General features: G+C 46.2%; 17 protein-coding genes. 8 read left to right on the top strand and 9 right to left on the bottom strand.

Going from position 1 to position 23,423, the window contains the following annotated elements; translation table 11 throughout:
- Positions 1 to 575: 575 nt before the first annotated feature.
- Positions 576 to 815 (top strand): regulatory protein SipA, encoded by a 240-nt coding sequence (gene sipA, locus QUB56_RS16175; protein WP_332956433.1) that lies wholly within the window; start codon positions 576 to 578, stop codon positions 813 to 815.
- Between the two features lie 144 nt (positions 816 to 959).
- Here sipA and QUB56_RS16170 read toward each other — a convergent pair whose 3' ends face one another.
- Both QUB56_RS16170 and QUB56_RS16165 read right to left on the bottom strand, forming a co-directional pair.
- Entirely contained in the window at positions 960 to 4,325 is a 3,366-nt protein-coding gene (locus tag QUB56_RS16170; RefSeq protein WP_332956431.1) for an EAL domain-containing protein, read from the bottom strand.
- Between the two features lie 231 nt (positions 4,326 to 4,556).
- Positions 4,557 to 4,778, bottom strand: coding sequence for a hypothetical protein (locus QUB56_RS16165; protein ID WP_332956429.1), 222 nt, complete (start codon positions 4,776 to 4,778; stop codon positions 4,557 to 4,559).
- 531 nt (positions 4,779 to 5,309) lie between these two features.
- Here QUB56_RS16165 and QUB56_RS16160 point away from each other — a divergent pair.
- Positions 5,310 to 5,750 carry a pentapeptide repeat-containing protein gene (locus QUB56_RS16160; RefSeq protein WP_332956428.1) on the top strand — a complete coding sequence of 147 codons (441 nt, stop codon included), beginning with the start codon at positions 5,310 to 5,312 and terminating at the stop codon, positions 5,748 to 5,750.
- 162 nt (positions 5,751 to 5,912) lie between these two features.
- Here the strand turns inward: QUB56_RS16160 and iscB are convergent, their stop codons facing one another.
- The 3 genes from iscB to QUB56_RS16145 form a co-directional block, all read right to left on the bottom strand.
- A complete protein-coding gene (gene iscB / locus QUB56_RS16155; RefSeq protein WP_332956427.1) occupies positions 5,913 to 7,184 on the bottom strand; it encodes an RNA-guided endonuclease IscB in 1,272 nt (423 codons plus the stop codon).
- Between the two features lie 1,096 nt (positions 7,185 to 8,280).
- Entirely contained in the window at positions 8,281 to 9,825 is a 1,545-nt protein-coding gene (crtH, locus tag QUB56_RS16150; RefSeq protein ID WP_332956425.1) for a carotenoid isomerase, read from the bottom strand.
- Between the two features lie 695 nt (positions 9,826 to 10,520).
- Positions 10,521 to 10,778: a hypothetical protein gene (locus tag QUB56_RS16145; protein WP_332956423.1), complete on the bottom strand. Its 258-nt coding sequence runs from the start codon at positions 10,776 to 10,778 to the stop codon at positions 10,521 to 10,523.
- Positions 10,779 to 10,785: 7 nt separating this feature from the next.
- Between QUB56_RS16145 and upp the strand changes: the two genes are divergently transcribed.
- The 3 genes from upp (at position 10,786) to QUB56_RS16130 (ending at position 12,482) form a co-directional block, all read left to right on the top strand.
- Positions 10,786 to 11,436: a uracil phosphoribosyltransferase gene (gene upp, locus QUB56_RS16140; RefSeq protein ID WP_332956421.1), complete on the top strand. Its 651-nt coding sequence runs from the start codon at positions 10,786 to 10,788 to the stop codon at positions 11,434 to 11,436.
- Between the two features lie 225 nt (positions 11,437 to 11,661).
- Positions 11,662 to 12,129: a TMEM165/GDT1 family protein gene (locus QUB56_RS16135; RefSeq protein WP_332956420.1), complete on the top strand. Its 468-nt coding sequence runs from the start codon at positions 11,662 to 11,664 to the stop codon at positions 12,127 to 12,129.
- Positions 12,130 to 12,188: 59 nt separating this feature from the next.
- Positions 12,189 to 12,482 carry a TMEM165/GDT1 family protein gene (locus QUB56_RS16130; protein ID WP_332956419.1) on the top strand — a complete coding sequence of 98 codons (294 nt, stop codon included), beginning with the start codon at positions 12,189 to 12,191 and terminating at the stop codon, positions 12,480 to 12,482.
- A 409-nt stretch (positions 12,483 to 12,891) separates the two neighbouring features.
- Here the strand turns inward: QUB56_RS16130 and QUB56_RS16125 are convergent, their stop codons facing one another.
- Positions 12,892 to 13,398 carry a hypothetical protein gene (locus QUB56_RS16125; protein ID WP_332956417.1) on the bottom strand — a complete coding sequence of 169 codons (507 nt, stop codon included), beginning with the start codon at positions 13,396 to 13,398 and terminating at the stop codon, positions 12,892 to 12,894.
- A 326-nt stretch (positions 13,399 to 13,724) separates the two neighbouring features.
- Here QUB56_RS16125 and QUB56_RS16120 point away from each other — a divergent pair, with 326 nt between their 5' ends.
- Positions 13,725 to 14,975, top strand: coding sequence for an MFS transporter (locus tag QUB56_RS16120; protein ID WP_332956415.1), 1,251 nt, complete (start codon positions 13,725 to 13,727; stop codon positions 14,973 to 14,975).
- 232 nt (positions 14,976 to 15,207) lie between these two features.
- Complete coding sequence (locus tag QUB56_RS16115) at positions 15,208 to 17,376, top strand: iron uptake porin (RefSeq protein WP_332956414.1); 2,169 nt, start codon at positions 15,208 to 15,210, stop codon at positions 17,374 to 17,376.
- A gap of 395 nt (positions 17,377 to 17,771) precedes the next feature.
- On the opposite strand, the gene hisIE is transcribed toward QUB56_RS16115, so the two are convergent.
- The gene (hisIE, locus tag QUB56_RS16110; RefSeq protein WP_332956413.1) at positions 17,772 to 18,422 is read right to left on the bottom strand and encodes a bifunctional phosphoribosyl-AMP cyclohydrolase/phosphoribosyl-ATP diphosphatase HisIE; all 651 of its coding nucleotides are present in this window, start codon (positions 18,420 to 18,422) and stop codon (positions 17,772 to 17,774) included.
- 56 nt (positions 18,423 to 18,478) lie between these two features.
- Complete coding sequence (locus QUB56_RS16105; RefSeq protein ID WP_332956411.1) at positions 18,479 to 19,672, bottom strand: transposase; 1,194 nt, start codon at positions 19,670 to 19,672, stop codon at positions 18,479 to 18,481.
- Positions 19,673 to 20,096: 424 nt separating this feature from the next.
- Here QUB56_RS16105 and hemL point away from each other — a divergent pair, with 424 nt between their 5' ends.
- Complete coding sequence (gene hemL, locus QUB56_RS16100) at positions 20,097 to 21,395, top strand: glutamate-1-semialdehyde 2,1-aminomutase (RefSeq protein WP_332956410.1); 1,299 nt, start codon at positions 20,097 to 20,099, stop codon at positions 21,393 to 21,395.
- Positions 21,396 to 21,901: 506 nt separating this feature from the next.
- Here the strand turns inward: hemL and QUB56_RS16095 are convergent.
- On the bottom strand, positions 21,902 to 22,942 hold the full coding sequence (locus QUB56_RS16095; protein WP_332956408.1) for a tetratricopeptide repeat protein: 1,041 nt from the start codon (positions 22,940 to 22,942) through the stop codon (positions 21,902 to 21,904).
- Positions 22,943 to 23,423: the final 481 nt, after the last annotated feature.

Raw genomic sequence — 23,423 nt, 5'->3', positions numbered from 1 at the left:
CCGTCTTTTTTGGACGGGCGGGACGCCCATCCCACAATAATAATTAAAATTGTAAGTTATTTAATTTGCGATCCTTAGACTCAAAAAATGTTGGATTGGATTGTCAAAACCGTAGCCGATGTTTCAGGGGTAACTAACCAGCTAAAGATAGCTGAATGGGCAAAATTGAACAGGACTAACCCTTTCGATATGGGAGCAAAAAACTACCAACGATGTCTTCATGACTTAGGGTTAGGGGGAAAATATCATGAACTTGAATATAACGAAGATGGCAGCCTAAAATATCAATAATTTTGCAGTACTTACCTGAATTACTTTTCATAATTACTTATTTTCTTATCCATCCCTAATCAATTAATCTATCAAACAGAAACATTTCTTTCCCATCCGCCCCAAGGGGGGAAAGGTTACACAGTACATTTTCCGCATGGGGAACAGAAATTTGTTTGAATTGAGAGAATAAACCCAAACTTGTAAAACTCCATAACATTGGACAGAGAGTAAGATAATTAAATCGCGCCGCGTATCCGTGTTAAAATTCCTTTATCGCCGTGTTTTTTGAGGGAATAAAACTCATGGAAAAAGAATTTACCATCGGTCAAAAAGTCCGAGTTGTGGCGATGCCGCCTTACGTCAAAACTGCCGAACCAATGCCGATGCTGCGGCCTGCGAATGTAATTGCGATCGGGGCCCAAGGTGTTGTGATCGATCGGCGTCCCGGCAATTATTGGGGAATTCGCTTTGAAAAAGGTGCTTTTCTGTTAGACAGTCAGTACATTGAAGCGGCAGAAACTACTGTAGAAGGTAATGGGTAATCGGGAATGGGTAATCGGGAATGGGGAATTTATACGATCGCAACTTAAAATCTCCCTTTTCCTTCTCTCTTTTCCTTCTTCCCTCAACATCCCTCCGTTAAATCCGTTAAATCCCGTACATTGCTAGTTGCCAGACTTCTCTCTTCAAGAAGCCAGCTTAGCCTTAAAAGCCAAAGAATTAACCGTAAAATCCCCCAAAACTTCCTCTAAACTAGGAGAAGTGAAGTTACAAGGTAGAGGCTTTCCAAAATAATAACCTTGAGCGTAATCTACCCCAAGTTCATTGAGTTGATCCATAATTATTTGACTTTCCACATACTCGGCAATAGTTTTAATTCCCATGAGGTGAGCAATTTTGGTAATAGCTTCCACCATTGCGATATCAATAGGATTTTCGGCAATATTCTTAATAAAATTGCCGTCAATTTTGAGATAATCAACCGGCAAGCTTTTCAGGTAAGCAAAGGAAGACATCCCGCTGCCGAAGTCGTCCAAGGCAAACTGGCAGCCGAGTTCCTTGAGTTGCAAAATCAAGCTAGCTGCCTTGCTGAGATTACCGATCGCCACGGTTTCTGTAATTTCAAAACAAATTATTTCTGGCGGTATTTGATGGATGGAAAACTGCTCCTGAATAAACTCGATAAACTTTTCTTCGTTGATGCTGTCGCCGGAAAGGTTAATTGAATATAGGGTGGAATACTTGCCAAATGAGGATTGCGGATTAGACAAAACAGAGCCAGCAGGGAAGGTAACTATTTTCTCGCTGTCTGCCCCGGGGTTTTGGACTAATAAATTTGCCGTGAAAAATTTAGATAAATTGCTAAATAAAGTGCGAATTACCCAGCAGTCGATCGTGTGCATCAAGTTGTAGCGTTCTGCAGCGGGAATAAACGCCATGGGCGACACCAACTGACCGGTTTCAAGCTGGAGGCGGAGCAGGATTTCGCAGTGGGATGCGGTGGTTGGAGAATTGAGCAAATGTACGATCGGCTGAGAGTACAAGCAAAAGCGATTCTCTTCTAAAGCTTGGTTAATTTGCACTACCCACTCGGTTTCGCCGTGCTGTTTGATTAATTCTCGATCGCCCGCTTCATAAACCTGCACCCGGTTGCGGCCTTTATTTTTAGCAGCGTAGCAGGCCATATCGGCCGCGCTCAAAATCGCTGATGTCGATGCTGTTTTGGGAGTAATTGCTACCAAACCGATACTGACGCCGATCGAAAAAGTTTTGTCCTGCCACCCAAACCGGAATTCCTGAATGCTTCGCAGCAGAGATTCTGCAACATTCAATCCTCGTTCGACGGGACTATTGTACAGGAGTACGGCAAATTCATCGCCGCCAAGACGCGCCAAAATATCGGTTTTGCGAATTTTGCTTTTAAATAGCTGGCTGACTTGGCGCAGCAGTTCGTCGCCTGCTGCGTGGCCGGAAGTGTCGTTAACTATTTTGAAGCGATCGAGATCCAGGGAAAGCATAACGTGTTCTTGCCCGTAACCTTGAGCGCTGTGCAGGGATTGTTCTAGCTGGTACTCAAATTCGCGGCGGTTGACTAATTGCGTCAGGGGGTCATGAGTTGCCTGCCAGGTGAGTTGCCGCGCTTGAGTTCGCACTTGGGTGACATCTCGGAACACAACGACGGCCCCGACAATTTTGCCGCTGCTGGCGTGGATGGGGGCGACGCAGTGGTCGATCGCAAATTCGCGGTTGTTGCGGGCAATCAGCAAGCTGTTGTGTCCTTGGTCAACAATGCGACCTTCGCACAAAGCGATTTCGGCGATATTTTCGACCTGCAGCCTGGTAGTTTCGTCAACTATTCTCAGCACACTGGCGAGGGGCAAACCTTTAGCTTCCGAGGTAGACCAACCCGTGAGTTCTTCGGCAACTGGATTCAGGGTGGAAATGTAGCCGGCGGCGTCAGTAGCGATTACGGCATCGCCGATCGATTGTAGAGTAACCTGAGCGAGTTCTTTTTCTTCAAAAAATGCTTGTTCCATGCGCTTGCGATCGCTAATATCGCGCTGCACCGACACCCAGTGAGTAACGTTCCCGGAGGTGTCGGCAATGGGTACGCTGTTAAGTTCCACCCAATAAGTTGAACCATCCTTGCGGTAGTTAATCAATTCCAGGCGTAGGGGTTCTCGGCGAGAGAAAGCACGGCGAATTTTAGCGACCTGGGCCGGGTCAGTTTCTGGGCCGCGCAAGCAACTGGGGGTTTGTCCGATGATTTCTTCGGGTAGGTAGCCCGTCATTTGGGTAAAAGCTTCGTTGGCATAGATGATGCTGGGATCGGAGATATCGCTGTGTCCCGCATCCATAATCACGATCGCGTCGTTAGCGTTAACTACGGCAGATTCTAGCAGTTGCAGCCGCACCTCAGCCTGGACGCGGGTAGCGATTTCGCTTTCTAGTGTGGCGTTAGTCAAGCTGAGTGATGCGATCGCTTTTTGCAATTCGCTACTGCGTTGGGCCACTGAATTGTGCAGAACATCGATCACCGCGGACATTTCCATCGGGTCAAGTACCCGCAGTAAGTTGCTTTGAGTGACTATTCCCAAGAGTTCTCCCTGTTCCCCCGTTACTACCAACCTGCGGACTAAACGCTGCTGCATTTCCTGATGAGCTACCCACAGCGAGTCTTCTTGCTTGAGACTAAATAAGGGGGTACTCATCACTGTTTCGGCGACGGTTTGCGACAAATCTATATCTAAAGCTTGAAATTCCACAATATCCCGTTCTGTGACTATACCCACTGGAATTGGGAACGACAAATTCATCGATAATTCTGTTGATTCTGTAATTACCACGCAGCTAACGCGGTGCTGCGCCATCAACTCGGCTAAACTGATAACTGACGCGGAGCGAGGCGCTTGAATGACTTGTGCGGTCATTACTTCTTTGACGCTGCGCATTTTTAAGATATTTGCCGGTTGCAGCATGGCTTGGCGAATGCTTTCCGGCGTAATTACTCCTAAGAGTTGACCCTCACTGTCCAATACTGGCAAATGGTGAATTCTTCCTTGGCGCAGCAGAATTATGGCGCTAAAAAGGTCTTGAGTCTCTGATTTGATCAGACTTGCAGCAGGCTGCCTCATGACTTCTGCGATGGTGACACCTTTTAAGTTTTTGCCCGAGGCAATCAAATCGACAAGATCCCTCTCAGTGAAGATGCCTTGCAAGTGAGAATTTTGAGCCGAGTGCGAGGATAATTTTTCGAGGGATTTTTCCACGACAAAGACGCAGATACCTGCGGCATCTCTGCACGCGCTTGAGGTAGAGGGATTTGCGACGTCTGTTAGTTGCTGGTAGATATCGGTTGGTGGAATGTCTGCGTTTAGAGAGCAACTTGGGCGCCGTTGGCCCATCAGAGTAATTACTTCTGCTAGTGGGGTATCGGGCCCAACTGTCAAGGGGTAGTGGTCAATTACTTGATCTAAGGTTGGCAGATACTTGGAGGAATCGTTTTTGAGCATATTTAATTTATTTTTGCGATCGCGTTGATTCTGCGACATTCCAAAAAAAGCGCTGCTTTCCAAGCACTAGGTAGATTTTTTCAGTGCTGGTGAGACGTAATTAAAATTTTTGTTAAAAGTGCACCCCGATCTTTGGCTGGGGAGCGGATCGGTGACGGCTCCCCCTCTACCTCTAAAGTTATAGACCGATCTTTATTTTAAGTTAAATTTTCTGTTCTTTGACAGCTTTATTAAAAATAATGTATTTTTGGTGATTTTTTTGCGCTCAAATTACCGGCTAAAATCATCGATCGCATCGCTAAGCATAAAAAAAATCGGTAAGTGGGTTCCGAGGGCGGCTTTAGCCCGAGCCTGGGAAACGACGCGGGCAGTTTCAATCGCCGTGAATCTTTCCATTACCGCGCCAGGGAATTGTTTGATTCGGTGTAATGAATGTAATGTACTTTCACTGCTGACAATTACTGCTTCCGAGATCACAATCCGCTCGCGCATAATGTTTGCTCGCTCTCATACCCTGCCTTGGGGGTAATTTTAGCACGCGCCTTTGTTTAAAGAGCTTGAGAGACTTGCAAGACTGTCGGGCGTGACCTTAGAACTGTTTAATTGCCAATGACACAGCAGGAAACTAGCTACCCATCAAGCGGGTGTCGTCACTCAAAAAACCTAGACCTCCGTTTACAAAGTCTTAGGCCCATCAGAACGGCTTGCGGGAATTGCTCCCGACCAAGCGAGCGTGTCCTTAGACCTGGGTTTGTGAGATCCCTCTTCAGAAATACACATTTGTTGGCTGTACTAGCTAACATAGAAAAGGTTACTACAAAACAGCACTGTATTAAGTTCGGCAGTGTTAAGATTTGCGAAATTAAATTTTGCGAGCTTTTCGAGACCCTGTGTAACTTGTCGAGGGCAATCGAGGTCACAGCCAAGCTGTGAATTCGATCGCAACTGGCGAAAACAACCGTGGTAAAATTGTAGATATAAAGACAAGAACTTAAATACACAGTCGGGTGAGGAAAAGAGATTATGAAACGCCATCTATTAGCCGCTACTTTTTTAATTACCCCCCTACTGTTGGCAGGTCCGGCTCGCGCTGAAAATCCGGCTCACGTCAAACAGTTATTGTCAACCGGGCAATGTTTTAAGTGCGACTTGGCCGGAGCAGATTTAAGGGGCTCTCATTTAATTGGTGCTGATTTGAGAGAAGCAGATTTACGAGGAGCCAACCTATCTAGTGCCAACCTCGAAGGTGCTGATTTGAGTGGTGCTAACTTGACCGGTGCTAACTTAACCTCGGTTTTCCTAACTAATGCCAGTTTAAATTACGCAGACCTCGATCGGGTCAATCTGACCGCCGCCATCATTAACACCGCTGACGTATCCGGCGCATCAATGGAAGATATGACCATCACAGAGGCCAAAATCTACAATACCCAAATCGGCGTCGGCGGCAGCTACGACCAGTAAACTCCTTAAAAGAATGGAAAACGCCAATTTTCTTAAAAACCCGGTTTCTCGCCAGAAACCGGGTTTTTAGTCGTTTGGTAGGGTGTGCCAAACAACTTTTTGGGTAAGAAACTGTAACATAATTGTTACATATCTGTATATTGCTTACTGTTTGGGTAGGTATTAAGGGTAGTCGTATCCGTCCTTTTGATGAATGGATGTTAAGTAGTCCAACTTGATAGACCTCCGTTTTTTGTCAATAACCAATTCTCCGCAACCATGTGACATTGGGCAGACTCGTGCAGTAAAAGTACCTTTGTACTTGCCTTTTGGAACATCAGCGCGAACTATATCGCCCGTACAGAATCCCATAATTGGACGCAACGGGCGATGTTTTTGCGGATAGCCAAACTTGTTTGTTTGACATCGCTGCCGACCACCAAAACCTGTTGCTTTTACTTTGATAATCTTACTAGTAACAAGTTTTATAGTTTCAACGGAGCCGACGCAGGCAGCATCAATCCAATGAGCTTTTGGTAAGTCAAATCGCATCCGATTGAACTTTGTTTGACCGCCGGTTCCAGTGCTAACAGGCAATCCAAAAGACTTCAAAGTATTGAACAATGCCCACCGAGTCGAGTTAACTGATGCCGCATCCTTTAAGGGAGTTTTGGCTTGTTTCAAAACGCGGTTCAACAGCTCTGACTTACCTTTTAGAAAGTCTTTGATATCTTTATTTCCCTTGCGTTGATTGCACTTGTGACAAGCCAAGCACAGATTGGATATACGGTCTGAACCACCTTTGGACTTTGATTCGATATGTTCAATTTCGAGCGGAACATCCTTGACACCACAGTAAGCGCATTGACGATTCCATTTCTCCAACAAGTATTCGCGACATTCGTAACCTTTCAAAGTTCCCGCACGGTATTCAATCCCAGAGATTTCTGGATTCTGGACTGCCTGGGTGTCGAACTTAACCACTTCTTGAACAATTGAACTAATTGAAGCAAACTTTTGAATTCGTTTGACCCAGGTTTGGGTTGTCAAGACGCGATGCTTCAAAGATGGTGCTAACCAACCATTTGGACGCTTGCGGTTCAGGAATCGAGCTTGACGATAACGAGTATTGCGATTCCTCCGTCCTCTACGCACTGCTTTACGTGCTAAGAGCGCGTTTTTGATTTGTTGACCTCTATGTTGCAATTCCATCCCCCAAATGACATTCCCTTGGTTGGTTACTAGCGCAATACCAGTAAACTTTGAGCCTGGGTCAATTTTAAGTGTCAGAGGATAAACGTTGGGATTGTCAATAACTCGTTTGAGTATTAAAGTGAACGGATATCGCCGAAACACTGCTGCGGTGCCTGCATCCAACAACTTTCTAGCTTGTTTTGGATGTACTAGATTTAGCGGTGTTTGGTTGCTGTCAATTAGAAAGACGTAGTTTGACATATTCTGTCAGCCTGATTTCTCAGTAATGTTTGCCTCGACAATGATTTAAGAGCTTGTTTGGACTGCCACACGCGGATGTATAAGGAATACCCTGAAAACCCCGTGACTTCAGTCCGGGAATGAAAGGGCGTTGCAGGATTTATCCTGCCTGTTCTCTTTACCTGAGTCATGAACCCAAAATCCCATCTTTTTAATTCAAAAAACTTCCTTACAAAGCTTTGGACAAAACCCGACAGTATGGTAAACTCAAACAGTCAGGGTTAAACTCCCTTGCCCTCCGTGAAACAGGACATGAGACACACTTTTAGGAATAAACTGGGGGACAAAGTGCGGCGAAAACACTATAAACAGTCGAAACCGAAAAGGTAGGTTTCAATCCAGCAAATAAACTTTTTCACGCTCGAATTGTTAAGTAGGGTAGGGCATACCCAAACTCGCTTGTTCATATCAAGCGTAAGCTTTTGGAGATAGACCCGCGCTTGATGCTTCTGAATTAGGCGAGTCAATTGGTGGTATCCCCACGGTTGAAAGGTTTAAGAATTGCCGTAAGGACAGAACATTTTAAGGTGAGTCGCTGAATTAAGAATCCCCTCGGCTTCAGCCAGGGGAGTGTCAAGAACCGTTAATCCGTGGCTTAATGACAATCCACAGAGCAACAAACTGGCGTTCATTTGTTGGTGTTATGACTCAAAAATCGCAGCTACCGAAATAGCTGAGTCTGCACGCTCGGTAGAGTTGTCAGTAAATGTCCAACTCTGGGTAGGTTTTACCGAGCGGTTTAAATTAGCACTTATATCGATTCCGGTTGCACCGTCCGTGCTTGTTGAGTGTTGAGTGTTGAGTGTTGACTGTTGACTGTGAGTCAAAAAAATGAAAATTGCGCGAGTTATTTGTTGGCAGCTTGATTCGACTTTACGCCTAACTCTTGAAGCAAGGGTTTGATATCATTCCGGCCGCGGGGCCGGAATTGATATTACGCATGGGGGTCGAGAAACCGGGTTTTTTTACTAAAAAATTTTGCCCGAGTCCGCACACGGGCGTAAAAAACCCGGTTTCGAGGAATCGGAGTGCGTCCAGGAATGTAAATGCTGAAAACTTAAAAACCCAAATCAACCGCAATTCGGTGCGCGCAAGCAAACCCCGAAAACGCCACGGCATTTAAACCCTGTCCGGGAAACGTACTGTCGCCCACACAATACAAACCAGGCATAGAAGTTCGGTTAAACGGCATTCCCAACAAACCCATTAGCTTCTGTCGCGGAATCGGCCCGTAAGTTCCGTCGTCGCGACCCAAAAAGCGGCGGTGAGAGCGCGCCGTCCCAACTTCCATATAATCCAAACCGGCATCTAAACCGGGAAAAATCTTTTCTAACCTTTCAATAATTCTCCCTCCCGCCTCTTCCTTTTTATCCTCGTATTCCTGCTGCGAAAGTCCTTCCCACTCTTCCATCCAACTCGACGTAAAAGCGTGAACGATGTGATATCCTGCGGGAGCTAAATCCGGGTCGAGCACGGTCGGAATTGACACCAAAACAGTTCCCTCGGGCGCTTCCATTTTGTCCCAATCTTCTAACAAAATGTGGTGGCAGGCACTACCTGCAGGGATGACGCTTGCTTCCACTCCCAAATGCAAACTCAAGAAACTGGGGGCTTTTTGATAGCGCTGCTGCCATTTCTTTTCGCTAGCGGGCATCTCTTCTGCCGGCAGTAATTTCTCAAAAGTATCCCACCGCGTGGCGTTAGAAACTATCCGCTTTGCCCGGTAAACTTCGCCGGTTGCTAGCTCGACTCCGACAGCGCGGCCGTTTTCTGTAATAATTTTTTTCGCCTTAGCTTTGTATAGAATTTTCCCGCCGCATTTTTCTAATCCTTCTACTAATTTTTGGGCGATTTGACCGACTCCGCCTTTGGGATAATTGATGCCGCCGTAATGTCTGTCGGAAAATACCATTCCGGCGTTAATCATCGGCGTCAAGTCTGCGGGTACTACAGACCAGTAGTAGCATTCCATGTCGATAAATTTCAGCAAAGTAGGGTCTTTGATGTAGCGCCGCGCAATGTCGCCAGTATTTTGAGGCAGATATTTTACTAATCCCAAACAGGCTAAAGGATTCTGAAAAAAGACTCGAACCAGATATCCGGGTTCTTCTAGGGATAGCAATTCCATGCCGTTGAGGCAGTTAAAGACGTTCCAGCATTCGCCGTAAAATTTGTGGATTCCTTCGCGTTCGTGAGGGAACCTGTCTGTTAATTCTTGCAAGTATTTATCATAAGCCTGGGGAACTTCAAGTTCCAAGCCGCTGGGTAAGTGATAGTGAAGCTGTACGGGGTCGGGAATCGTTTCTAAGGTGACGTTGACTGCTTTCAGGGCGCGGGTGAGGAGGTTGGTGGTGCCGCGCTGTCCGAAGCCAAAAATCATGGAGGCGCCGACATCGAATCTGTAGCCTTCTCGATCGAAATATCCAGCGCTACCCCCCGGAATTGTATAGCTTTCGAGCACTAAAACTTTGGCTTTCTTCGCCGCTAGCTGGGTGGCTGTCACGAGTCCACCAATGCCGGAACCGATGACAATCACATCAAACTCTTGCTGTGTAGGGCGGGAGTTGGGAGAAAATAACTGGGATTGGGTAGGAGCTGACATTAGCTGAAAAATCTTAATATTTCTATAATTTTACAGTCGATCGCCCTCTCTCAACTGTTGCCTCTGCTATTTTCCCTTTGTATATCTAGCTTCCTGCCTTTTTCACCCTTGACCGAAAGCATCCAGGATACAAGCCCCCGGATTCATCCGTCCAGAAATAAAAAACCTGTATCCGATGAAACTTGCCTAACGTATTTATCCCTGGGGTCAATGCTTCAATTCTTTAATCTAAAATCTAAAATCTAAAATCGATTGACCGAAAGCATCCAGGATACCAGCCCCCGGATTCATCCCTGGAGAAATAAAAAACCTGTATCCGATGAAACTTGCCCCCGGAATTTATCCGTAGGATCAATGCTTCAATCTAAAATCTAAAATCTAAAATCTAAAATCGATTGACTTCTTCCGGCTGCCATCGCACTTCTTCCGAATTCTTTCCCCAAAAAAAATGCGGGAACAGTCTACCATTGCCGACTGCCCCCGTCTGCAGATCCTTTGAGAGGAGAACACTGAAATTTACTATAGCCTTGTTGCTAATTAATGTCAATACTATTAAAAAAAAATTTCAATAAGCGGAGGAAGGTCGATCGGCAAATGGGTTCTAAGGGACGGCTTGCGGTCGCAATACTGGGACCGGAGAACCCTCCGGCAGGGGTTTAAACCGCTGCCTAAAAGCTGAAGTCCTTTGAAAAGGACTAAAGAGAAAACTCAAGTTGAGGGTTATTTGGTTGCTGTTGAGTCGTCTTTAGAGGAATGGGAGCTGTGAGGCTCGGGTTTGAAGCCGCGACGGCAATCTGGAACATCGCGCTCTTCGGTCGATTCTCACTCTCTGGGTTGTATGCGCCCTCAAGGATGTGATAAGTTGCACAGAGCGAGCGATCGCCCGTTGGCGAAGCCCTCGAAGACGATCGACCGCGCTGCATACAATCCCTCAAACCTAGCAATCTTCCCAATTTTCTAATGTCCCTGCAACTGCGCGTTTACGTTCCCCCGCATCCGTTAATTAAACACTGGCTGGCTGTCGCCCGCGACGCCGCCACCCCCTCGGTACTTTTTCGTTCTGCGATGACAGAATTGGGAAGGTGGCTGGCTTACGAGGCAATTAGAGAGTGGCTGCCGACAGTGGAAACAACGGTGCAGACGCCTTTGGCAGAATGTCCGGCGACATTTATTAACCCGGAAGCTCCGTTAGTTGTGGTACCGATTTTGCGGGCGGGTTTGGCACTGCTCGAAGGAATTCAGACGGTTGTGCCGCTGGCGTCGGTTTACCACCTCGGCATGGCAAGGAATGAGGAGACGCTGGAACCGAGTTGTTATTTGAACAAGTTGCCGGCGCAGTTTAACCCGGAAACGCGGGTGATAATTAGCGAGCCGATGCTGGCGACTGGTGGCACGATGCTGGCGACAATGCAGGAATTGACTGCACGGGGGATTGACCCAAACTTGATTCGGATTATCTCTGTGGTGGCTGCTCCTGATGCTTTGAAGAAGCTGAGTGCAGAGTACCCGGGTTTGATTATTTACGCGGCAACGATCGACGAAATCGTCAACGAACAGGGCTTTATTGTACCTGGTTTGGGAGATGCGGGCGATCGAACTTACGGTACATGAACCAGTCAGTCAGTCAATTTTAGATTTTAGATTTTAGATTTTAGATTGACTCGACAGATAAATCTGGGGGCTTGTATCCATTTTTGGGTACGGTGAGTTGTTTCAGGAAGCAGTTGCTGAAATCTCCGGCCAAAAAGATGACCCTGGTTTGGTAAAAGCAGGCACCGACAAAGTTAAAATCAAAAGTATAAGTCAAAAATAAATAGCGTTTAGCACTCATTGCCCGTGAAACTTGATTCTGTTCCGCCAAGCTTGTCTGCTTCTGACTCACTAAACCTCAATTACGATTTGCCACAAAAGGTACAACTACAAATAAAAGAGGTTTCTAAGATTTGTGCTGATTTAACCCCGGACCCTGGTGAAATTTCAGTGGGTGCAAATCCTGATATTTGTCAGGAAGAAAAGAAACTGAAGTCGAACCACTGGGCAATTTTTGCCTCGACTTTTGCAACTATTTTTTTGGCTGAAATTGGAGACAAAACTCAGCTCGCAATTTTGCTGATGACGGCTGAATCTCGGAATCCTTGGATTGTGTTTGCCGGTGCGGGTGCGGCTTTGATAGCAACCAGTTTGCTGGGAGTGTTGCTGGGAAGGTGGCTGGCTAGTCGGATTGCTCCGAGAACTTTGGAGAGAGCTGCAGGAGTGATTTTGCTAGCAATTTCCGCGGTTCTGCTGTGGGAAGTGCTGGGTTAATTGTCTGCCTGTCGCTAAGTCCTAGATTTCTACAATAGCTAACTAAGAACTAAAAAAACATGGACTGGCAACTTTTGGGAGTAAGTTTTATTACAGTTTTTTTGTCAGAATTGGGAGACAAAAGTCAATTAGCTGCGATCGCCCTGGGCAGTAGTTGTAACTCGCCGCGGGCTGTATTTTTCGGTACGGCATCGGCGCTGCTGCTGGCGAGTTTCATCGGCGTGGCAATCGGCTTGGGCACTGCAGAGGTGTTGCCGGAGCGACTGGTAAAGGCGATCGCAGCGATCGGATTTGCGGTGATGGGCTTGCGCCTGCTGTGGCCAAAAGCAGATTTACCCGAAGCATCCGAGTAGAGCGTGCCCTCAGTCGATTTGAAATTTGAGACTCGATCTGCGTGAATCAGCGTCAATCCCTGGTAATCTGCGGTTAAAATTCTCTTTTTTTAACCGCAGATATAGGCAGATAAACACAGATTAACGCCGATGAATATCAAATTTGTTAGCATCGGAATTATTCAGCTCTCTCTTCTCTACATCTGCGTGAATCAGCGTCAATCCCTTGTCATCTGCGGTTAAAATTCTCTTTTTTTAACCGCAGATATAGGCAGATAAACACAGATTAACGCCGATGAATATCAAATCCGGTTGCACCGTCCGTGACTAGCGCTATAATTTTAAAAATTAGCGGGGGGCGTGAATTTACGCCCCCCGCCGCTGTTGGTTGAGTTTTTTTTCTCAACTCAACCTCTGAGCCTTGTGTCGATTAAACTTGGTTTTGGTAGCACCAGCCCAGCAGCGTACCGGCGACAGCCAACTTCAGCGCTTCTAAGCCAAAATACCCTTGGTGCAGTACATTCATCCCGGCGGGTACTTCTGATGCGTCAGCGAACAGATTTAGGTGCATTCCCAAGGCGCTCATTTGGGGCGTCAGGGCGTAGGTGTCAATCAGGGCGATCGCCAGAAGTACCAATGATAATATGATTGCTGTGCGGCTGCGCTTGCCGAAGTCACCGACTAAATTGCTCAAAACCATCACACCTGTTGCCACCAGACCGGCACAGATTAACTCAACGCGGTTGAATCCCCAGAACATTAAATTTCCGGCCGTTGCAAACTCGGGAGATGTCGTCATGCCAGATACGTAGAGACTGGGCATAATTACTAGATCCAAAATCAGGCTACCGCTGAGCCAGAAAATTAAGGCCACCATGACAATTGCTTGCCAGCGGGGTTTGATTGATTCCACTCTCGATGTTGTAATAGCTGTCATTTAATTCGACCCTCAAAAATTTTTTTCTGCCTTTTCTAGAGTTTAACTAATTTTTTTCTCAAATTGTGTTAAGTATTTTTAAATTAATGGTAACTTTTTTGTAACAGGCCCTAAAGAATTGTTAAGCTCACTTATGTTGGTCATCACCTCGGTTAACTCATACAACTAATCCTGAAAAAGTAGAGAATAAATTAATAATTACTCACAGTCCTGGATGCACTGCGACCAAAGACATCGGTTTTTGACCGTGATTAAAGACCTTAACCTATTTTTATTATAAAAAACCCGCGTGTCTGCGTCCCGGGCGAACTCCTCATTTAACTTTAATGCCTAAACTTCAATTATCATCTTGGTTGCCACGTCTTCCCCCTCAAGTCTGGATTCTTGCCGCCGGCAGATTCCTCTCCCAAAGCGGCACCGGTTTTACTCTATTTTACGCGCCGATATTTTTTGTCGATCGCGTGGGCTTATCTGCTACTGCTGTTGGGATCGGTTTGGGTAGCGGTTCAGTTTCGGGAATATTCGGCAGAATTTTGGGCGGTTCTTTTTGCGATTCCCAATTTTGGGGAAGGCGGCGTACTTTATTGCTGGCGGCAATTATTTCGGCTGCGGCTTCTTTTATACTGGCGGCGACTAATGATTTCCCCGGCTTAATTGCGGGCAATTTACTGATGGGTTTTGGGGTGGGTTTGTATTGGCCTCCAACTGAGACGATGGTGGCGGATTTAACTGAGGGCGAACAGCGACAGGAAGCTTTTGCTTTGACGCGGCTGGCTGATAATTTGGGTTTGCAAGTTGGGATTATTTTGGGCGGTTGGTTGATTGCGGTAACGGGTAATTATCGATCGCTCTTTATTATTGATGGTATCTCGTTTTTAGTGCTGTTTGCGGTAGTTGCGATCGCGATCGCCGAAACCTACAAACCACCTAAGTCCGCGGATAGAGGCAAAAAAAATCGGGAAAATGGCTGGATGGTGGCGCTGAGCGATCGAAGTCTTCTAGTTTATGCTGTAGTAAATACTCTGTTCACATTATATATTTCCCAAATCCAAACCACCATGCCGCTGTACTTTAGCAAGTTTGTCGCGGTGGGAACGGGAACAGGCTTTTCCACGGGTACAATTACCGTTTTGTTTGCTTTTAGCACGTTTTTAACTGTGGCTTTGCAACTGCCGGTTGTTAAAGCTTTGAGGCGGTTTTCCCATCCGAAAGCTTTGATGATTTCTGCGCTGATGTGGGGAATCGGATTTATCGCGATCGGCTTGACGGGAATGGCTGCAACTGGCAATCTATTTTTAGCTGTTTTAGGCTTGAGCTTGTTGTCGGTTGCGACTGTTGCTTATACCCCTTTTGCTTCTGCTTTGGTGGTGGATTTAGCGCCGGAGTCTTTGCGGGGCGTGTATTTAGCAGTTAATTCTCAGTGTTGGGCGATCGGCTATTTAATCGGGCCGCCGCTGGGCGGTTTGGCCTTGGATAAAGGTAAATGGGCGGCGGATAATTTCTGGTTGGGTTTGGCTTTGAGTGTCGGCGCTGCTATTTTTATTTTGCAAAAGCTCGATCGAATGTTAAAAAAATAGTTGCCTAAATACCTGTTCCGTGATATTATCTTTTACCTTTTTTTTACCGAGGCTCGATCGAATGTAAAAAAAATAGTTGCCTAAATACTTATTTTGTGATAGGTTATTCTACTATATCTGATGAAAAATATAATAATTTTTAATTAAAAACTTTGTGGTTGTGGATACCAAATAGATTTATAATTCTCGAAACGTAAGAGCAATTTTACAATCTATTTGGTGAGGAGTTGTAATGAAAGCACATTTACTCTTTAGTGCTAGCGGAATAGGTTTAGTTTATCTACTTGTCGGTTCTCTACCATTGGCAGCGATGCCTCTCGTCCCTGAGAAACAGACATTAGGTGCTGAAGGATTGAAAGAATTAGAGACTGAAGTCAGCCTGAATACAAGTAGTGTTGACAATTCGGTCAAAATTCCGGGAATAGATGAATTACAACCCGCCGATGCGGTGGAAGTTGAAAACACTGGCGATAGCCCCGTCTCCACACCCAAGGAACTCGCCCCTCTCTCGCAAGAGGCCCCTCAAGTCAATCAGCGACAAACAGCAACATTTACCGCAGAAAATAAGCCGGAAAACTCATTAAAGCTAGCTGAAAAACCAGCCAACCCAGAGCCAGCCTCAGTTACAGAAGAAATATCTGTTACCCCTTCCCAAAACCAGCAGGCACCAGCAGAAGTTACGGCAGAAACATCAGTCATTCCTGCCCAAAAGCCAGCCGCACCAGCTATTGCCCAAACAGGCATATCTGCGCCAGTACCAACAGAAACTTCAACTGCCCAAAAGTTGGCAGAAATCGAAAACAGCAGTTCCTTAGAACCCGCCGCAACCAACAGCGAAACCGAGGAGTCGATCGAACTACAACAAGTAACATCTGTATCTCAACTCTCCGACGTGCGCCCGACGGACTGGGCATTTCAAGCCCTGCAATCTCTAGTAGAAAGATACGGCTGCATAGCAGGATATCCAGACGGAACATTCCGAGGCAATCGGGCAATGACTCGCTACGAATTTGCGGCCGGTTTAAATGCTTGCTTGGATAAGGTTAGCGAGCTAATTAGAGGAGGTACATCCAACTTCGCGACGAAAGAAGACTTAGCCGCATTGCAAAGATTGCAAGAAGAATTTGCAGCGGAACTAGCTACTTTGCGGGGTCGAGTAGATACTTTAGAAGCCCGTACCGCCGCCATAGAAGCCAATCAATTTTCGACAACAACTAAACTCAGTGGCGAAGCAATTTTTAGCGTTGCCGATACTACCAAAAACAATCACAGCGATACTCAGACAGTTTTAAACTACCGAGTGCGCTTGAATCTGCTGACCAGTTTTACAGGCAAAGATACCCTAATAACTGGCTTGCAAGCTTACAACATTCGCAGCTTTGGGCCTAATTTAGGTTTGTCAACAGGGGCATTTAGTGCTTTGTCCGACAGTCAGGCAAAGCTGAGTTTTGAACCGCAATTCCCAGGAATTAATCCTGAGACTCTATCTAGCGTTGACGCCAATACTGTTGAACTTTACAAGCTGCTTTACGTGTTTCCAGTTTCTAAGAGTATCAGCTTATTTGCTGCCCCGAAAGTAGAAACTTCCGACGCTTTTGCAGCAATTACTCCCTTTGCTGGAGAAGGGCAAGAAGCCGTCTCCAGGTTTGCAGGTTATAACCCTGTAGTCCGCGTATCCGGCGGCACTTCAGGCAGGGGTTTGGCATCAGCAGGCGGGTTTATTTGGAACATTTCCCCCAAGCTCAATCTCACAGCTTTGTACGGCAGTGTAAATGCAGCCTTGCCCAATGATTTAGGTTTTCCAGCCACGCCTTTGGGAGCCGGCGCATTTGGGGGAAGTACGGTGGCTGCGGCGCAGTTAACGATTAAACCTACCAGCAGTATCGACATAGGTTTAAATTACGCTTACAGTCGCCACAAATTGAATATTCTTGCTACAGGATTAGGTGATGCCGATTTGGGTTCTATTTTGGGAGCAGATAGAGAACCTGTTAGCGGTGGCGTGAGGCTGAATTCGTTTGGCGGTACTTTAACTTGGCGGTTTTCTCCGAAAATTGCTATTTCTACCTATGGAGGCTGGATAGTTGCTGACGCTGAAAGAAGCAATGCTTCTACAACTTTCAACAGTTGGATGGTAGGTTTCCATTTCCGAGATTTGTTCGCACAGGGCAATAATGCAGGTATTCTGTTTGGACAGCCACTCGATCGCGATTCAGTAAGTGGCGGTGCTCGCTTTCAGCAAAACAAAGCAACTCCTTACCATTTAGAAGCTTATTACCGCTTCAAAGTCAACGATAATATCAGCATTACACCCGGAGCTTTTGTGCTGTTCAATCCTGAAGGAACTGAAGATAATGACACCGTAGGGGTGGGAGTCCTGCGCACGACTTTTACCTTCTAAAGGCTGTCGCGATATTATCTGCAATTGCAGGAATTGATGCTGTTGCAGCTTAAGCAGTGCTAACGTAGATAGTCCTGGACGCACGAGTACGAATAGGGGCCCAGAAACCGGGTTTTTTTACCAAAATAGTTCCTTAGAGAATTGCAGACTTGGTAAAAAACCCGGTTTCTTCACTCGGAGTGTGCCCAGGACTAAGTTGGTTAAACCCCTCAATTAGACAGGACTTACGCCTGGGGGATCCAGAAACTGGGGTGAGGGGCGAAAATACTTGGTTCGAGCCAGCAGATTCGGTAAAAAACCTGCTGGTTGAGCGAAGTTGAAACCCGGTTTCGAGGAGTCGGAGTGCCTCCAGGAGGGCAATTATCAATTATCAATTACCGATTCCCAATTACCGATTATTTTCGTCGATCGTCCAATTTGCGGTAAACTGCTCTCAAATCCACTTGATGGTGAGCCAAAGCAACTAAAGCGTGATAAAACAAATCAGCCACTTCCCCTGCAATCCCCTCTTTGTCGTCATCTTTGCAAGCCATTACAACTTCCGCCGACTCTTCGCCAATTTTCTTGAGAATCTTGTTGTCGCCGCCCTCGAACAATTTGCAAGTATAAGAAGTTTCGTTAGGATTGTCGCGCCGATCGCAAATTACCCCAAATAATTGAGATAACATATCCCCCGGCGGCGGTTGAATTTCCCCATCAACTTGGTGAAAACAACTTCTTTCTCCCGTGTGACAAGCAATATCTCCGACTTGTTCGACAGTCACCAGCAAAGCATCACTATCGCAGTCGTAACGCAGGGCTTTGACATTTTGAACGTGTCCCGAAGTGGCGCCTTTGGGCCACAATTCGGCACGAGAACGACTCCAGAACCAAGTTTGCCCGGTAGAGAGCGTTTTTTCCAGGGACTCACGACTCATCCATGCCATCATCAACACTGTACCGTCCAAATAATCTTGGACGATCGCCGGCACTAAACCGCGATCGTCGTAACGGATCTTTTCAATTGGGATCGATCGGCTCAAACTCGATAAATCAGTAGTAAACATAATTTTATTTCAACTTTTTGACACTCAGGGCGCGTTTACGCGCCCAGATTCTTGGTTCACCCAGTCGGCTTGCTCGTTGGTGTCACCACCAGCGAGTAGAGGTCGGTCTGTCCCCAAGCGTTAATTCCGGTGTACCCCACCGTATTTAAAGTCATTCCTACTTGCTTCAATCCTTTCGCTAAAATATTCAGCGCTGCGTTGTGATCCCGGTCTAATACCATTCCGCAACTACAAACATGAGTCCGAACTGATAGCGACTTTTTAACAGTCGTACCACAACCCCAACAGTCTTGGGATGTGTATTGAGGAGCAACAGCAACAACCGTTTTCCCATACACATTCCCTAAATATTGCAACCACTGAGTAAACTGACTCCAGGCTGCATCGCTGATTGACTTGGCAAGCTTGTGGTTTTTGACCATGTTCTTTACCTGCAAGTTTTCGTAGGCTACAAAATCGCTAGATTTCACTACGCCGGGCGTCGTCTTAATGGCGAAGTCTTTACGCTGCCTACTGACTTTGAGGTGTTTTCGTCCCAACCTGTTGATAGCCTTCTGACGATTGGCTGACCCTTTCTTCTTTTTAGAGACTCTCCGTTGTAATCTGCACAGGGCCTTCTCGCTCTTACGCAAATAGTGAGGGTTAGGTACGGTATCTCCGTTACTGTCAGTCAAGAAGTGATTCAATCCAACATCGATACCAATAGCCCTGCCTGTTGGCGACAGTTCCTCTGTCCGTGTTACGTTGACACAAAACTGGGCATAGTAACCATCAGCCCTTTTGACGACTCGAACTCGTTTGATGTTGTCAGGGGTCCAGAAGTGCAAGTCGTAAGAGCCAATTAATTTAAAAGTACCCGCCTCGAAGCCATCGGTAAAAGTCAATCTCCTTTTGTCAGGAGAAAGTTTCCATCCCGACGTTTTGTACTCAACAGAACGCGAGCGCTTCTTAAATTGCGGGTATCCTTTTTTTCCAGGTTTCTTCGCTTTGCAATTGGCAAAAAAGCGTTGAATAGCAGAAATGGCACGTTCGGCCGAAGCTTGACGCGCCATCGAGTTAAGTTTACCCGCCCACTCAAACTCTTTAGCCATGATGGCGCACTGTTTGTAGAGGTCGGACAGCTTAACATTTTGATTATCGATCCAATAACGCAGAGCCTTGTTTCGCACAAACTGAGCAGTTCGGATCGTGTCGTCGATGATCCGATATTGCGTTGGTTTGCCTTTCAACTTGTACTCTAGTGTTATCATGCAACCATCTTAACAGTTTATTACAAGTTGTGGCTATAAAATAAAAAGCCGTCCTGAAAGGACAGGGCTTTAAACCCAGATTTCCGGTAATATTGATTAACGCTTTCCTGCCGGAGATTTTTTTTAATTAACCGCAGAGAACGCAGAGGACGCAGAGGAAGAGAAGAGAGGAGATTGAGGAAGTGATGGACAAATTGTCAAGAACTATTTTACAAAAAATTACACTTTAGGGCGATTCCCTACGGGATAGCTTCGCTTCACGGTGCTAGTGCGACCAAGCCCGAAAAACCCAAGCTGCTATTGCTACTCATTGGTTTGTACCCTAAAATCTATTAACATAGTTTCCTTGAATCGACCTAACCATTATCCTGAAGTCGTTATAAAAGTATCCTACCAACAACAGACGTTCACTAAGGAGAAAACATTGGTTTCCACAACCTTGAAAACCACCAAATCAGAAGAAATTTTTGCCGCTGCCCAGAAGTTGATGCCAGGTGGCGTCAGTTCCCCGGTCCGCGCCTTCAAATCTGTAGGCGGACAGCCCATCGTCTTTGACAGGGTAAAGGGAGCCTATGTTTGGGATGTTGATGAAAACCAATACATCGACTACGTAGGCACTTGGGGTCCGGCTATCTGCGGCCACGCCCACCCCGAAGTCATCAAAGCCCTTCACGAATCTTTAGAAAAAGGTACAAGTTTCGGGGCACCGTCGCTGTTGGAAAACGTGCTGGCAGAAATGGTCATCGATGCCGTTCCCAGCATTGAAATGGTGCGATTTGTCAATTCCGGCACGGAAGCCTGTATGGCCGTTTTGCGGCTAATGCGAGCTTTCACCGGACGCGATAAACTGATTAAATTTGAAGGCTGCTATCACGGGCACGCCGATATGTTCTTGGTAAAAGCAGGTTCCGGCGTGGCAACTCTGGGCCTTCCCGACTCCCCGGGCGTGCCGAAATCTGTTACCGCCAACACCCTCAACGCTCCCTACAATGACTTAGAAGCAGTAAAAGCTTTATTTGCCGAAAATCCGGGCGAGATAGCAGGGGTAATTCTCGAACCAGTGGTGGGGAATGCCGGATTTATTGTACCGGATGCAGGTTTTCTCGAAGGTTTGCGGGAAATTACCAAAGATAACGGTGCTTTGTTGGTGTTTGATGAAGTAATGACCGGTTTCCGCATCGCCTACGGTGGAGCTCAGCAAAAATTCGGCGTTACCCCGGATTTGACAACTTTGGGTAAAGTTATTGGCGGCGGTTTGCCGGTGGGAGCTTACGGTGGACGGCGCGATATTATGGGGATGGTGGCTCCTGCTGGGCCGATGTATCAAGCGGGTACGCTTTCGGGAAATCCTTTGGCGATGACTGCTGGGATTAAGACTTTGGAATTGTTGCAAAAACCCGGCACTTACGAACAGTTGGATAAGATTACCAAAAAACTGTCCGAGGGATTGCTAAAAATTGCTAAGGAAGCAGGACACGCGGCTTGCGGCGGGCAAATTAGCGGGATGTTTGGCTTGTTTTTTGCGGCGGGCCCGGTTCACAATTACGATCATGCGAAGAAGTCGGATTTGACGAAGTTCAGCCGCTTTCATCGGGGAATGTTGGAGCACGGTATTTATCTGGCTCCTTCGCAGTTTGAGGCGGGATTTACTTCTTTGGCTCATACTGAGGAAGATGTCGAGAGAACTTTGGCTGCAGCGCGCGAAGTGATGGCAAGTATTTAACGTGCGTACTAAGGACTTTAGTCCTTAAAACTCAGGAATAAATGATTATAGTCCTTGCTGTTTTGTGGCAGTAAGGACTTTAATTTTTAACTCCTACCGAATCCGCGTTAAAAATCTCTCGGGGCTTGCGGAGGGGGCTAGAAACCCGGTTTCTACGAGATTTTGCGACGACTCACGATAAATATAGGAAGAAACCGGATTTCTGAGGTATTGTTTTTTTCCGATGACCTACTTAATGACTAATGATCTCATGTCCGATCGATCGCCCATAATACAATTGCTGGGGCGGATTTGTGAGATTGTCCGTTTTTGGCAAATATTATTGGCTCACGGGCCACTACAGGAATCAGGGTAATCGACCGGACATGATATGACTAATGACTGCTGACTCATTAAACTTGAATTGCAGACATTCACAAAGTATCTTTGCATGCCTCTGCGTGGCATCTGCCGTTTCCCTGTCGCTCAAAGATTTATGCCATAAGTCTAATGACTACTGACTCGCATCAATTATTGATAAATTCACCTTCACAGATAATCGAGTCTCTGCTGTCCAAATCTTCTGGATTCCAGTTCGAGTTTAATGCTGGCGAACTTAAGCAAGTTGACATCGTATATAATGTTGTGTTGTAGTATTCTACAGCATTACTAAGTTTCACCTGCGGCGCTTCCTTGAAGTACGAATTAATATCAGGCGTGCAGCGCTGGGCTTGGTAGTATAAATAAGCTTCAGCATTAATGCACATTACATGGTAAAAATCCTTATTTGCTGCCGTAACATCTCCGAGTTTATACAGCGCTAAACCCCGGTTGAGATAAGCTTTAACATAGTTCGGGTCGAGTTCCACTGCTTTGTCAAAGTCTTCAATTGCAAGCTGCATTTGTTTTAATTTATAGCGAACGCAACCTCTGTTATAATACGCATAAACATTTTGTGGCTCGATGCCGAGTGCTGTGTTGTAATCGGCGATCGCCTGCGTATTGTCTCCTAATTGGTGATAAGAGAGACCGCGATTTATGTAAGCTTTGATATATCTAGGATTCAACCGCAGCGTTTCGTTAAAGTTCTCGGTTGCTACCTCCTTTTCTCCCAAAAGGTAGTAAGCGCGCCCGCGGTTGTAATAGGTTTTATAATTGTGGGAATTGAGAGAGAGAGCTCGATTGTAGTCTTCTATTGCTTCTTCGTAATGTCCTAAATTAGCAAGTACAAGTCCTCGGTTGTTGTAGATAGCCTCGCTGTTGGGCTTACTTGCTAAAGCGCAGTTTAGATCGTCAATGGCTTTTTCGTGTTCTCCGAGATGACGCCAAGCATTGCCTCGATTCAGGTAGGCCTCGAACAAATTAGGATTGATATCTAGCGCTTGGCTGAGGTCTGCCATCGCTTTCTGGTAGTCTTTCATGTAATAGTAAACCAAGCCGCGATTGTTATAGACTTTGGCATCGGCGGGATTGACTTGCAGTATGCGATCGAAATCGTCGATCGCCGCTTCATAGTTTCCTTTCTTGGCGCTGTGCAAACCGCGCTTGTAAAATTGTTTGAGGTTCATAGGTCAACTTTCAGGAGTGCTTGATTCTGCGGGTTGATTCCTTTGCTCGAGGGTCGTTAATCTCTTGAAAGAGCATATTCCGGCAGTCTGGGTAACTCTTGACTGGTTCCCTGCCATCTACCCTAAATAGGATTTTTGTTTTATTTTAACAGTATTTAAATCCTGTTGAAAGAGTCTGCACCTCGCCTGGATTTAAGTAGTCAGTTCGATTGTTTACCCGATCGACTCGATCTCAAAAGTCTAGTTTTAGTTGGTGCTCTGTGTCTCTTGATGCGGCTGGGCTCGGAGCGAACGGAAAATTCAGCTTGAGACAGCAACTAGGTACAAAGTTGTACGCAGCCCAAAAAAGTAAACTTTATATATTCACCATCAACATTAACTCAGTATTTTCCGCAAAACCCGTACAAATTTTTGTTACCAAATTTTAAAGACCAGTGTCCCTTGCCAGCTTATAATATGAGGGCAGTATCCAAACACGAAT

It is taken from the genome of Microcoleus sp. AR_TQ3_B6 (genome assembly GCF_036702785.1).
Taxonomy (GTDB): domain Bacteria; phylum Cyanobacteriota; class Cyanobacteriia; order Cyanobacteriales; family Microcoleaceae; genus Microcoleus.
This window is presented reverse-complemented; position numbering and strand designations above follow the sequence as displayed.

Coding starts and splice junctions, on each gene's coding strand:
- sipA (WP_332956433.1), top strand. CDS start 576: ATGGAAAAAGAATTTACCATCGGTCAAAAAGTCCGAGTTGTGGCGATG.
- QUB56_RS16170 (WP_332956431.1), bottom strand. CDS start 4,325: ATGTCGCAGAATCAACGCGATCGCAAAAATAAATTAAATATGCTCAAA.
- QUB56_RS16165 (WP_332956429.1), bottom strand. CDS start 4,778: ATGCGCGAGCGGATTGTGATCTCGGAAGCAGTAATTGTCAGCAGTGAA.
- QUB56_RS16160 (WP_332956428.1), top strand. CDS start 5,310: ATGAAACGCCATCTATTAGCCGCTACTTTTTTAATTACCCCCCTACTG.
- iscB (WP_332956427.1), bottom strand. CDS start 7,184: ATGTCAAACTACGTCTTTCTAATTGACAGCAACCAAACACCGCTAAAT.
- crtH (WP_332956425.1), bottom strand. CDS start 9,825: ATGTCAGCTCCTACCCAATCCCAGTTATTTTCTCCCAACTCCCGCCCT.
- upp (WP_332956421.1), top strand. CDS start 10,786: ATGTCCCTGCAACTGCGCGTTTACGTTCCCCCGCATCCGTTAATTAAA.
- QUB56_RS16130 (WP_332956419.1), top strand. CDS start 12,189: ATGGACTGGCAACTTTTGGGAGTAAGTTTTATTACAGTTTTTTTGTCA.
- QUB56_RS16125 (WP_332956417.1), bottom strand. CDS start 13,398: ATGACAGCTATTACAACATCGAGAGTGGAATCAATCAAACCCCGCTGG.
- QUB56_RS16120 (WP_332956415.1), top strand. CDS start 13,725: ATGCCTAAACTTCAATTATCATCTTGGTTGCCACGTCTTCCCCCTCAA.
- QUB56_RS16115 (WP_332956414.1), top strand. CDS start 15,208: ATGAAAGCACATTTACTCTTTAGTGCTAGCGGAATAGGTTTAGTTTAT.
- hisIE (WP_332956413.1), bottom strand. CDS start 18,422: ATGTTTACTACTGATTTATCGAGTTTGAGCCGATCGATCCCAATTGAA.
- QUB56_RS16105 (WP_332956411.1), bottom strand. CDS start 19,672: ATGATAACACTAGAGTACAAGTTGAAAGGCAAACCAACGCAATATCGG.
- QUB56_RS16095 (WP_332956408.1), bottom strand. CDS start 22,942: ATGAACCTCAAACAATTTTACAAGCGCGGTTTGCACAGCGCCAAGAAA.